This is a genomic window from Litorilituus sediminis (genome assembly GCF_004295665.1).
Taxonomy (GTDB): Bacteria; Pseudomonadota; Gammaproteobacteria; order Enterobacterales; family Alteromonadaceae; genus Colwellia; species Colwellia sediminis.
This window is the reverse complement of record NZ_CP034759.1, coordinates 1,724,646-1,737,119: the sequence shown is the minus strand read 5'-3', so window position 1 is coordinate 1,737,119 and position 12,474 is coordinate 1,724,646. Positions and strand designations below refer to the sequence as shown.

Here is a 12,474-nt window from a genome sequence, read left to right as displayed (position 1 = left end):
AAAGTAAACAAACATGTCAGAACAATCACAAAGCACAGAGGGTAAAAGTGCAGAGGGTAGCGCCGAGATTAGTCATGATCCTGTACGCAAAATTACCAAATACATTCTGTTTTTAACTGCTTTTCTTTTTATTTGGTACGTTATTGCTGATAGGCACGCTCCTTGGTCTGATCAAGCCAGGTTACAAACCTATGTAATTCCTATTGTTCCGCAAGTATCAGGTCGTGTTACTGAAGTATTCGTAGAACAAGATCAAATCGTTAAAGCTGGCGATGTTTTATTTCATATTGATCAAAGTGATTACAAGCTTGCGGTTGAAAATGCCGAAGCAGCACTGGAGCTTGCAGGCCAAGAAATAGGTGCTGGCATGGCAGCTGTGGTTACTGCACAAGCACAGTTAGTAGTTGCAGAAACCAATGTTGAACATGTAAAAGCACAAAGTGCCCGTGTGTTTGAAATGGAAAAGAAGAATGTGCTTTCACATTCTGACGGTGATAAAGCCCGTGCTGCCATTAAAGCAAGTAAAGCACAAGTAGTGAGCGCCCAAGCTAATTTAGATAAGGCAAAACAAGCGCTTGGTAAAGAAGGTAATGAAAACCCGCGTATTCGTTCTGCCATTGCCAAGCTTAAAAAAGCACAACTTGATTTAAGCCGCACCGTTATTGTTGCCCCGGCTGATGGTGGTATTACTAACTTACAAATAGATACTGGTTATTATGCCAATGCTGGTGTTGCCGCCATGACGTTTGTTGAAGGCAATAATGCTTGGATTCAAGTGAATCTTCGAGAAAATAATTTAGCGAACCTTGCTGTCGGCAATGTGGTTGAAATCGCCTTAGATGTTAACCCCGGCGCTATTTACCAAGGTAAAGTCAGTAGTATTGGTTTTGCAGTTGATACCGCCTCTACTAGTGCGGTCGGAGGGCTTGCTTCAGTTGAGTCAAAAACTGGCTGGTTAAGAGATGCGCAGCGCTTTCCTGTAATGATCACCTTTGATGATGATTCAACACGTGGCCTTCGCCGTCTTGGTGGCCAAGCTGATGTGCAAATTTATACTGGCGATAACTGGTTTGTTAATAGCATGGGCAAATTGTGGATAAGAGTACTGAGTGTGCTTTCATATATTTACTAAATTGTTAAAGCATTAAATGAACTCTCTATTTATCAGTAAACTCTACGCCGATGTTAATACTATGCGAGTATTACGTTTTGCCTTTGGGGTAACCTTTGCTTGTGGTTTAGCTTATGGTATCAATTGGCCTCTGGCATTTTTGCTGCCGGTTTTTACCGCCTTGATTTTGGCTATGCCTCTGCCTAAACCATCATTACGCGCAAGTTTGCAGAATATGATGTCGACCTTATTTGCTTTTGCTATCGGTTTGGTATTTTCATTATTTTTTTTACAATTCCCTCTAGCCTACTTGGTTATGTTGGCTTTGGTATTGTTCCACTTGTATTACTATCTTAATCGTGGCGGCTCTTTTTGGTTTACCTTGATGGCAATGATCGCTATTTTAGTGTTGCCTATGATAGCCAATAGCCATGAAGGCTTAGCGGTAAGTTTTTCTGCTGGTTTTGTTTACTCTAGCTGGTTAACTATTGCTATGATTTGGCTTGCGCATTTTGTTTTTCCAGACCCTGAATTTACTCAGTTTCCAGTAAAACCTAAGTACAATAAAGCTTATGTTGATGTGGCTGCTAAGCTGGCGTTAAAAAGTACTTTAGTGGTTTATCCTATAACAGCAGTTTTTATCACTTATGGTCTGTCAGATTATTTATTGGTGATGATTTTCTCTGCGCTATTTATTTTAAAGCCTGACTTAACTCAAGGGAAAGAGGCTGGCAAAAACTCTTTAATATCAACAGTGCTAGGCGGTGTGTTTGCTTGGTTGTTTTACTGGCTTATTGTCGCTGTACCTCAGTTTCACTTTTATCTGTTATTAATGTTGGCAACCACGCTGTTTTTTGGCCGAAATATTTTTTCAGGTTCAGCAATGGCAAAGTATTACAGTTCAGGCTTTATCGCGCTTTTGGTAGTGGTGAATTCAAGTATGGCGGCAGATGCTAATTTTAATGCCATTTTAGCTCAGCGAATTTTATTAATCACCACCGCGATAGTTTACATTGTTTGCGCTCTTAAGGTGATTGAACGGTACTTTTTAAGACATGAGTATAAGACATGAGCTCAAGCAAATATCAAAAAAGTGATAATGTGAGTTGTAAGGCAAGCTAAAGATAAGCTTAAGGAAAGTTATGGCACAATTAATTAAGTTAGCAACTAGGTTAAAGCAAGCGCTTGTTATTGCGCTTGTTTGTCAGTTAAGTGCATGTTCTATGCTGCCGACTGATTTTGAACGTGAAGATAGCCATGCTTTTACCGATACTGCGCAAACCCGTCTTGGCCAGTTAGCCAAACAGATGCAGTCAAAAAATCCTGAGCATTCCTCTATGTTCCTTATTGGTGAGGGCACAGATGCCTTTTTAACTCGTATGGTGCTTATGAATATGGCAGAGCGCTCTATTGATATTCAATATTTTATTTTTAAGTCAGATATTATTGGCAAGTTAATGATGGACACTATGCTTGAGCGAGCAGAGCGTGGTGTGCGCGTACGGATATTGTTAGATGAATTAACCCTTGATAGTGAAACAAAAGCGATTTTGTTCGCGATGGATCATCACCCATTAATTGATGTGCGCATATATAATCCATTTTCCTCAACAGGCTATAAAGCACCCGCTGCACTAACCGATACGGCACGAATTAACCGCAGAATGCATAATAAATCCTTTACGGTAGACAGTCAGTACACTGTTGTTGGCGGTCGTAATATTGAAGAGAACTATTTTTCTGCCAATAGCCGAAGTAATTATGCCGATTTAGATATTGTTGCTGTGGGCCCTGTGGTTACTGATGTTAATGAGCAGTTTGATATTTACTTTAATAGCCCATTAGCTATTCCAAGTTTTGTTTTTGACGAGCATAAACATCATAAAACGCGTCTTGCTCAGGTTAAGTCTGAACTAGCTAGATTTGTTGAGTCGATACAAGACTCAGATTACGCCCAAGACTTGAGAAGTACCACTATGTATAAGCGCATTGTTAATGGTCTTTCTGGTCAAGATGAAGCGTTAATTTTTCAAGGTAAAGCGCACGTAATTTACGATAGCCCAGAAAAAACCTTAGGTAAGTCTGAGTTAGAAACAACCTATATGATCGCTATGCTTAGGCCACATACAGAAAAAATTGCGCAGACATTAGAGTTAATTTCACCTTATTTTATTCCAGGAGATGAAGGTACAAAGCATCTGACGGATTTGGTAAAAAAAGGGATTAAAGTGCGGGTGATCACTAATTCGCTGGCATCAACAGATGGCATTCTAGCCCAGTCTGGTTATGCTAGGCATAGATATAATTTGCTAAAAGGTGGCGTTGAGCTATATGAGCTAAAGCCTAAGGCAAAGTCAAAAGCGAGCCGTTCATTAAAACGTAGTGCTGAGGCAAAAAGTGCTTTGCACGCCAAAACTTATATTTTTGATCGCAAAGAGGTGTATATAGGCTCGTTTAACTTTGATCCTAGATCTGCCTTAATTAATACTGAGCTGGGGCTTGTTTGTGAAACTCCTGATATGGCGAGCTATATAGCAGCAGAGCTTTTTGACAAAAGTGTTGAACAAGCCGCTTATCAATTGGCTTTGATTGATGATGATGTAGTTTGGCTTGAAGCGAGTCATGATGGTCAGGTGATTAAGCATAGCGTACAGCCGGAAACAAGTTGGTGGCGTCGCTTTAATTTATACCTTTACTCTCTGTTACCCATAGAGTCGCAATTATAGCTTGGCTGATATGTCTATTTTTCTTCGAAATTTTATTTTACTTACGGCAATTGTTTTGCTTACTGGCTGCTCAACTGGCGCAAGCTTTAATGCGGTAAACTTTTTTCAGGGAAAGTTGCCGCAAAAAGTGTGTCGGCAGTATCAAGACTTATCCTATCAAGATGCGCAAAGTAAAATGAATCTTGATATTTACCAGCTGCAGCAACAGGTTGAGCGTAGTTTAGTTTTTCGTGAGAAGGTCGCAGTAAACCTTAAGCAATTAAACGCCTTAGCGAATCAAGATAAGCCATTTTCACCTAAATTGATTAACCAACTAAGCCAAGCCATTGCCCTGGAAATTGAGTTAATGAAACCTATATTAGCAACGGCGGCAAAGCATGGTTGTTGGTATAGTGAGCAAACAGCCAACGTTGATAATCGCATCAAGCTAAAAGGTTCTATGATAGCGCTGGCTACCTTAGTATCGCTTTATGATGAATACGGTACTGTGTTTGCGGTGATCAGTGAAAATGATCGCTTACGACGTTTCCTTAACCATGCTGACAGTGGTTATAGCCGCGATGAATATTTGCTTGAAAGCTTAACTAGTATGTATGTTGATACTGATATGCTTGCTTATGTCAGTGATTTAGTTCACGCCTACCATGATAACAAAGAGAAAATAACTCAGCTGGCAAAGCTAGATGATAACTTGGCGTATTTGCTACACATGGTTGACACCTCGAAAAGTTACCCTGTGCTACTGCAAATGGACTTTATTGATATTGCTAATTATCGACGAAAAATTCGCCGTAGAGTAACCCGTGATACGCTCAAGGAAATTGGCCGAGCCACCGTTAATAGCTTAAGTGAAGGCTTTAGTAACGCGGTTGGTAATTACGAAGAAAGAAAGGGCTTACTTTATCAAGATAAAGCCGTTGAGCATTATGTTAGGCAACACTTGCAGTTAGGCGATATTTTATTGGAAAAAACGCCCTTTCGTTTAACTGATAGTATGATACCAGGGCATTGGGGCCATGCTGCGATTTGGATAGGTACAGAGCAAGAATTACGAGCTATAGGTTTGTGGCAAAACCCATTAGTGCAAAAATACTATCAAGAAATTCAGCAAGGACAATTACTGGCTGAGTCATTACGTACAGGTACACAGCTGAGCCATTTATCTGATTTTCTTAATGTGGATGATCTTGCTATTATCCGCCCGAAAATACCGTTAACATTAGCGCAAAAGCGCTCTGTGATTTTGTTGACCTTACGACAAATTGGTAAAGCCTATGACTTTAATTTTGATGTTGAAACCACAGATAAAATTGTTTGCTCGCAGCTTGTCTATTTAGCCTATCAAGATATTGATTGGCCGACAGAATCAACCTTAGGTCGCTATACTATTAGCCCTGATAATATCGCCACGAAAACATTAGATGATGGCCCTTTATCGTTAAAACTTTTTTATCATCAGGGTAAGTTGCAACAGGCGCATTCATTGAACTTAATGCAGAAGCTTATGCAAGCAGAAGTAGAGTAAAATTTGATTAAATGATGAACTGATTTGGAGATTTCTATGATGGTTAAAAATAGTGTATTAGCTATATGCCTTTTTTCGTTAATGGCGTGTGCGACAACAACTAATCAGACAGCAGAAACGGATAAAACCGTGGTATCTGTTGGTGTATGTAAAGAGCCTAGACCACAAATGTGTACCATGGATTACACGCCAGTTTGTGCCAATGTTGCCGGAAAAACCCTAAAAACTTATGGCAATGCCTGTGGCGCTTGCGGTGATGTTAATGTTAACGAATATGTTAAGGGTGAATGTATAACTGATGATGTTAAAGCTTTTCCTAACCATGCTACAGGAGGTAGCGCGGTAAAAAAGAGCAGCAGCTAGCGCGTAATGATGTTTGGCATGCAGCTAAACTCAAAGGTGTTAGTTATCGCGCTATCGGGCAAGAGCCTGCTTGGTTACTGGAAATCATAACAGGTAAGCATTTTTATTTAACTACAGACTATGGGCAAGTAGTTAAACGCTATTTATATGTGCAGCCTGAGCAATTTCCAGAGCAAAAGCGTAGTCACTTTTATGTTAATGATCAGCTTGAGATTATCATCGAGGGTGTTAAATGCCTAGATGCCATGAGCGGTGAGCAGTTTGCCTCGAAAGTGACCATAATTACCGCCAATAGACGCTTAACCGGTTGTGGTCGGGCGTTACATTAATGTTTTGTTAGCTTGTTATTAAGCAACGGAGTTTAACGGGTGAAAGTATTATTACTCTCAGCTTATGATGCAGCTAGTCATCAATATTGGCGTAAAGCCTTAGTTGCTCAATTTCCTCAATATCATTTTACGGTGTTAGCTTTACCTGCACGTTTTTTCTCGTGGCGCATTCGTGGCAATAGTTTAACTTGGGCGTTTAAACACCGAGATATGTTAACGCAAGACTATGACTTAATTATTGCCACTTCAATGACAGATCTGTCGGCGTTAAAAGGCTTTGTGCCAGAGCTGGCAAATACGCCAAGTATTTTATATTTTCATGAGAATCAATTTGCTTACCCTAAATCGGGGAAAGAGTTTACTTCGGTTGAACCGCAGGTTTTAAATTTATATGGCGCCTTGGCAGCTGATAGGGTGGTTTTTAATAGTCAGTACAACCAAAACACCTTTCTAAAGGGGTGTCAGCAACTATTAAAAAAACTACCAGATCAAGTACCTGAAAACTTAACTGAGCTGTTGCAGGAAAAATCTTGTGTCTTGCCTGTCCCCATATTAAATACAGCCTATTTAAACCATAGCGGACAAACTGGGGCGCTTGAGATAGTTTGGAATCACCGATGGGAGTTTGATAAAGGCCCAGAGCTATTACATAGGGCGTTAGTAAAGCTAAAGCAGCAAAATGTCGACTTTAAATTGCACCTTGTTGGTCAACGTTTTCGTTATAGCCCTGACGTGTTCGAGCAAATTTATCAGGAATTTACTGGCTATATTGGCCAGTGGGGTTTTATTAAGTCGAAAGCACAATATCAAGCGTTATTACAATCAAGTGATGTAGTGTTATCTACCGCGCTACATGATTTTCAAGGGCTGGCTATTTTAGAAGGGGTTGCGGCTGGCTGTATACCCCTTGTACCGAACAGGTTAGCTTATCCAGAGTACTTTTCTGCTGATTATTGTTACCAAGGTGGTGAGGATGAAACCGATAACTTAGTGGCTAAGTTATCGGTTCTCGCTCAGCAAAAACAAGCAGGGAGCTTACCTAAAAGCCCAGATATTAACGGCCTTAGTTGGCAAGCACAGCGAAGCGCATATCAAGAGCTAATAGAAGACCTAGTTCGTGAACAAGCATTTAGTGATTAAGCGCTTGCCAGTTATTATCAGCAAAGAACTTAGGGTAGTGTTCTAATGCTTTGATTAGGGTAACTGCCGCCTGTCTTGGTTGCTCTTTGCTTTTCATTTGCTCACTGGCTTGCATAATAGAAAAAAGTAAGTGGTGCAGCTGCTCATCCGCCGCTTTGGGTAAAGCGCAATGCTTAAAAATATACTGTAAGTGAGTGTTAATATTTTTAGCCAGCTTTTCATATTCAGCTAAGGTAAAAGTGTTGTGATGAATCGCATCAATGTTGTTTTCAATTTCGCGTTTAATTTGCGTCATACCTAAGTGTAAGCTGTCATCAATAGACCACTTTTTGCCATCATTTAATGTTAATTGCGTTAAAGGGTTGTGTTGAGGTGCGTGATGGTGATGATCATTTTCATACGCTAGGCATGTTGCACTTAAGGTGAGCATTAGCATAGCTAGTAGCGGTGTTAACGGTTTCATTGCGATCCTTACTGACTGTGTTTATAGCAATTTGCTATGACTTGATTATTAGCAACATTGTCAGCAACTAAGCTTGATTTTGCTTTGTTTTAAATCAGTAAAAGCTGATATTTAAGCTAAGTGTTAATAATTCAACTAGTTCTCGATATGGGTAGCTTAATGGTAAAGCTTAAGCCTTGCGCTAAGGGTTTACAGGTAATGCTTTTATTAATTTTGAAGCACGCTGATTGATAACTTTATCTTTATTTGCGCTATTTCTAATGAGAAAGAGGGTTAAATGCTAAGGATAAGCTCTTGCTAGATTGCTAGGCTTTGGTTAATGATGTTTTCAGTATGTTTGCTGGCGAATTTGCCAACAAGGAAGATAATTGCAGGCAGGAAGGAGGTTACTCAGTTAAAGCATGACTTATAAAGGTATGACTTATAAAGGTATGGCTTATAAAGTTATGATTTAGCTTTAACTGAGTAATATTTTAACTGAGTAATATTTTAACTGAGTAATATTTTAACTGGTTATTTTTCCATTATTTGCCACACGGCCACTGAGCCAGAAATTTCATTACCAACGACCAATAAAGCTTCATTGGTTGGGCTATCTTTAGCAGCGATAAACTTCATCCCTTCAGGGGCTAAATCACCGCTGATATCTGCACCTTCCACTAAGCCGCGATTATAGAAGTATTCAACAAACTTAACATTGTAAGGGTTGGTTATGTTGTAAGCTAAGATGCCGCCCATGCGCTCTAAGCCAATAAAAGCATAGGTTTGTGAGCCTACTTGACCTATAGCTAGCGCTTCTGGCTCTGCGCCTTTGGCATCAGAGCGAGTATCACCTTCGTTTTCATCTTCATCATTATTAAAGGCTGCACCATGAATTGAAGCGGTAATACGAGCAATGTCATCACCAGAGTCAAACACCACTAAACCATTGCTATCCCAAATGGTAAAAGAACGTGCGCCATAGGCGTATAACTGGCTATATTCATTGTTATCGTTTTTGCCTAAGGCGTTAGTAACCAGTAAACGACCTAAACCATTTTTACCGCCATTGTCACTCACATAAGCATCTAACTCAGCACTGACGCTGCCAAAATCTTCAAGATCTTTTACTCTTGCTTCATCAGTGTATGAAATACAAATTTCTTCGCCATCTTCCCATTCATAGATACCTTGAGGGAAGTCTGTTTGACACTCAGCTTTACCAGCATCTTCAGCAGCTTCTCGTTCAAAGGCTATATATTCGCGCCCATCACCTTCATTGGCTGAAACAATAAAGTTAGCATTTTGCCATGAATAGCTAGCGATGGTATCAGGCTGATACATGCCATAAAGGTTTTGATATTGCTTTAAGTTTACGCCACCGTCTTTATCGGAAACATCGATTAAATGTTGGCTCCAATCTTTAAAACCAAGCCCTTTAATATCTACGCTATTATCCTTTAAATTTACTGTAGCAATGGCGTTATTTTCTTGTAGAGACACATAAGCAAACTGATTATCTTGAGAAATGGCGATGTATTCCGGCTCTAAATCTTGTGCCACTGTGTACTGGCGAATGCTGCCTTTGATCTCTTGCCCTGATGGGTTAGAAAACTTAACCCCCTGCGCGGCTAATTCAGCTTGCTTGTTATTAAAGCTATCAAAGTCAATACTAATGGCGGTGTCTGCTGGCATAGCATCGGTGATATTAATAATTGAAATAGAGCCTTTAGGATCTATAACGTAATCTTTTGCCGGTTCGCCTTCATTGGCAACTAACACCTTTTTACCATCGTGAGTGAAAACCACATTATCCGGCAGGTTACCTACTTCAACATTTTTGATAAAGCTTGGTGCTGCACCTGAAATATCAAAAAAGGCAATATGGCCGTTATCGTTAACATTGCCAGAAGCAACCGCTACGGCCAGTAATTCATTATTGTTATCAATGGCGATGCTGTTGGCATCACCTGTTAGGTTAGCCGTTAAGGCTAAATCTAGGGTGATAGTTGAGCTTAGATTGCTATCAGTTACCACACCTTCAGCATCTTTTGTCAGTACTACAGCATCAAAACTACTGGCATCAATAATTTCAATCACAGCAGGAGAGATTGAGCTATTAATGGCGTAGAACCATTGCTTGGACTTTTGATAATCCACTATTTCAGCTGCCCCTTCTGGCGCATTAGCATTTAATACTGTGCGAGCGACTAGCTCAACTTGTAGCGAAGTAGGGGCATTTTTTCCATTCGTGCCATTGATACCGTTTGTACCATTAGTGCCAGCAGGTCCAGTAGCGCCTTGGCTGCCATCGTCGCCGTTGCAGGCGGTTAATGTGGTAATTAGTGCCAGGCTGACTAAGGTTTTGTTGAACTTCATTTTGTGTCCTTGACTGATTTTTGTATTAAAAGCTCTATCTCAACAGGGTGTTGTGACATTTTTAATACATTTTTATGATTTGCCTGTGACAGTAATATTGCGGATTTTTTTCTTCTGGAATGTCTTTGTTACATAAACATGAAAAAGTTAATAGTAATTATTATCATTTGCCTTTACTTTGTTTCATCTGCTGTTAGAATGCGCCTCGTTTGATTATTACTCTCCCTATTCTTATTGAGGAAACACATGAAACTTAGTTATTTATCTGTGGGTATTTCCCTAGCCATTTTGTCTTTAGCACCCCCAGTTTATGCCGACGATGCCGGCATAGAGGTAATAGAAGTAAAAGGAAGTTACTTTAATGACTATAAAGTTGATAGTGCATCCGGCGCTATGCGTACTAATGCCTCCTTGCTAGAGACAGCGCAGGCGGTAACGGTTATTCCAGAGACTATTATTGATGAACAATTAGCGACAACATTGGGTGAAGTGCTAAGTAATGTTGCCAGTTTATCGCCAGGCTCAAAACAACGTAATCGCGAGGTGTTCAGTTCTCGTGGTTTTACCTTAAGCTCTTCAAATGGTTATTTACGTGATGGTCATCAGCATTGGTCTCACTATCAGCAGCCAATTGAAACCTTGTCACATGTAGAAGTGTTGCGTGGCCCATCAAGTATGCTTTATGGTCAGTCTGCACCCGGTGGTTTGATTAATATGGTGACTAAAAAGCCGACCGACAATACCTTGTTTGATATCAGCGCCGATGTCGATCAGCATGGCTCTAGCCGTTTTATGCTAGATGCAGGCGGAGAAATTGTTGAAGATTTAAGTTACCGTGGCGTTTTAGTCAAACAAGATGTGATTTATGAGCGTGAATATCAAAATGGTGAGCAGCGTGAACGTGATCGCTTTTTAGGCTCAATGAGTGTTGATTATAACTTTACTGAAAACTTGTTAGTGAATGTTTATTACGATCAAACCAATGATAAAGCGGGCTTAGATACAGGTGCTTGGTTAGATGCAAATGGTGATGTTATTGGTGATGATAAAACCATTCGCGATTTTTCTTGGGCATTTACCGACATAACTGTGGCTAATGTCGGCACGCGAGTAAACTACTTTTTTAATCCGCAATGGGAATTAAAGCTAGGTTATAACGAGCAAACATTTGAGCGTCAGCGCTTTGAATCATCGCCGAAAATGCCTAAAAACTATCAAGAAGGCGATAGCTATACTTCAAAACCGTACGATAGGTTTGATGACTGGCAGTTTAAGACATTTTATATCGATCTTGTTGGTGAATTCAGCTTTGCTTCTGTAGATCACCAAGTGCTAATTGGTGCCAATAGCTTAGATTATTATTATGGTCAGCTAAAAACTAATGCCGACCCTATTGACTATACTCCTGGCCAAGCTGAGCCGTTAAGACCTGATGTTAGCTATAAAACAGACGATAGTTTGTATACCAGCGAGTATGATTACTATGGTGTTTATTTCCAAGACCTAATTACCTTTAACGATCAGTGGCAAGCGGTATTTGGTGGTCGCTTTGATAAGCAAAATAAAAAAGGCGCAGATAGTGATTCTTTTGTCCCTAAGTTAGGTGTGTTATATCACCCAATTGATGATGCGACGGTTTACATTAATTACTCTGAAAGCTTTGAGCCTGCATCAAGTGAAACACTTAATGATGAGACCGATAAAAATCACGGCATGGCACTTGATGCGGTAACTTCATCACAAATTGAGTTAGGGGCAAAGTGGCAAGTTTCTGAGCGTTTACTGGTGGAAACGGCATTATTTGATATTGAAAAAACGGGTGCTTTAATCACTGAAACATTAGAAAACGATCCTGTTTACGATACCATTACCACACAAGCGGGTGTTCAGCGTCATAAAGGTTTAGAGTTATCAGCTCAAGGTGCGATAACAGATAGATTATTTGTTATGGCCTCTGCTATGTATCTAGATGCCGTTTATGAGCGTGATAATAAGTATCAAGGCAACACGCCGGTTGATGCACCTGAGTGGTCGGCATCGATTTGGTCACGTTATGAGCTGACAGAAGCATTAGCGTTAAATGCTGGGGTATTCTACCAAGGTGAGCGTTATGCCGATAGTGACAATACCGTCACTAAAGATGCCTATGCGCGTGTTGACTTAGGGGCAAGCTATCAAATGGATATTGGCAATAAAACCCTAGATTTTAGATTTAATGTTGAGAACGTACTTGATACTGACTACCTTGCTGGCGGCGGTATTAACAATGTTACTGTTGGTGATGGTAGAACAGCACGCTTTGAAGTTAAAGCTTCATTCTAAGCTGTAATACTAATTGAAATAGTTAACTCAATTACTATAAATATATCGCCCAGTGGAGCTCTGGGCGATTCACACTTAAGGATATTATGGTATTAGGGATATCATGATATTAAGCGCCATAGTGGCGCTTTTTTAGG

General features: G+C 40.1%; 10 protein-coding genes. 8 read left to right on the top strand and 2 right to left on the bottom strand.

The features are described 5' to 3' along the window. Window positions 1-13: 13 nt before the first annotated feature. From EMK97_RS07740 to EMK97_RS07710, 7 genes are all read left to right on the top strand, one after another. The gene (locus EMK97_RS07740) at window positions 14-1,132 is read left to right on the top strand and encodes an HlyD family secretion protein (protein ID WP_130600954.1); all 1,119 of its coding nucleotides are present in this window, start codon (window positions 14-16) and stop codon (window positions 1,130-1,132) included. Between the two features lie 16 nt (window positions 1,133-1,148). Further along, window positions 1,149-2,183: a DUF2955 domain-containing protein gene (locus tag EMK97_RS07735; protein WP_246028907.1), complete on the top strand. Its 1,035-nt coding sequence runs from the start codon at window positions 1,149-1,151 to the stop codon at window positions 2,181-2,183. Between the two features lie 70 nt (window positions 2,184-2,253). Beyond that, complete coding sequence (locus tag EMK97_RS07730) at window positions 2,254-3,837, top strand: phospholipase D family protein (protein WP_130600952.1); 1,584 nt, start codon at window positions 2,254-2,256, stop codon at window positions 3,835-3,837. A 10-nt stretch (window positions 3,838-3,847) separates the two neighbouring features. Continuing rightward, the gene (locus EMK97_RS07725) at window positions 3,848-5,362 is read left to right on the top strand and encodes a YiiX/YebB-like N1pC/P60 family cysteine hydrolase (protein WP_130600950.1); all 1,515 of its coding nucleotides are present in this window, start codon (window positions 3,848-3,850) and stop codon (window positions 5,360-5,362) included. Between the two features lie 36 nt (window positions 5,363-5,398). Beyond that, window positions 5,399-5,725, top strand: coding sequence for a hypothetical protein (locus tag EMK97_RS07720; RefSeq protein ID WP_211342282.1), 327 nt, complete (start codon window positions 5,399-5,401; stop codon window positions 5,723-5,725). Between the two features lie 149 nt (window positions 5,726-5,874). After that, window positions 5,875-6,054 carry a hypothetical protein gene (locus EMK97_RS07715; RefSeq protein ID WP_130600948.1) on the top strand — a complete coding sequence of 60 codons (180 nt, stop codon included), beginning with the start codon at window positions 5,875-5,877 and terminating at the stop codon, window positions 6,052-6,054. 39 nt (window positions 6,055-6,093) lie between these two features. Beyond that, window positions 6,094-7,194 (top strand): tRNA-queuosine alpha-mannosyltransferase domain-containing protein, encoded by a 1,101-nt coding sequence (locus EMK97_RS07710; RefSeq protein ID WP_130600946.1) that lies wholly within the window; start codon window positions 6,094-6,096, stop codon window positions 7,192-7,194. Here EMK97_RS07710 and EMK97_RS07705 read toward each other — a convergent pair. Next, complete coding sequence (locus tag EMK97_RS07705; RefSeq protein WP_130600944.1) at window positions 7,184-7,657, bottom strand: hypothetical protein; 474 nt, start codon at window positions 7,655-7,657, stop codon at window positions 7,184-7,186. The two genes, EMK97_RS07710 and EMK97_RS07705, sit on opposite strands and share 11 nt — an antisense overlap. A 513-nt stretch (window positions 7,658-8,170) precedes the next feature. Continuing rightward, complete coding sequence (locus EMK97_RS07700) at window positions 8,171-10,015, bottom strand: choice-of-anchor I family protein (protein ID WP_130600942.1); 1,845 nt, start codon at window positions 10,013-10,015, stop codon at window positions 8,171-8,173. 246 nt (window positions 10,016-10,261) lie between these two features. Here EMK97_RS07700 and EMK97_RS07695 point away from each other — a divergent pair, with 246 nt between their 5' ends. Continuing rightward, the gene (locus tag EMK97_RS07695) at window positions 10,262-12,337 is read left to right on the top strand and encodes a TonB-dependent receptor (protein WP_130600940.1); all 2,076 of its coding nucleotides are present in this window, start codon (window positions 10,262-10,264) and stop codon (window positions 12,335-12,337) included. Window positions 12,338-12,474 lie beyond the last annotated feature (137 nt).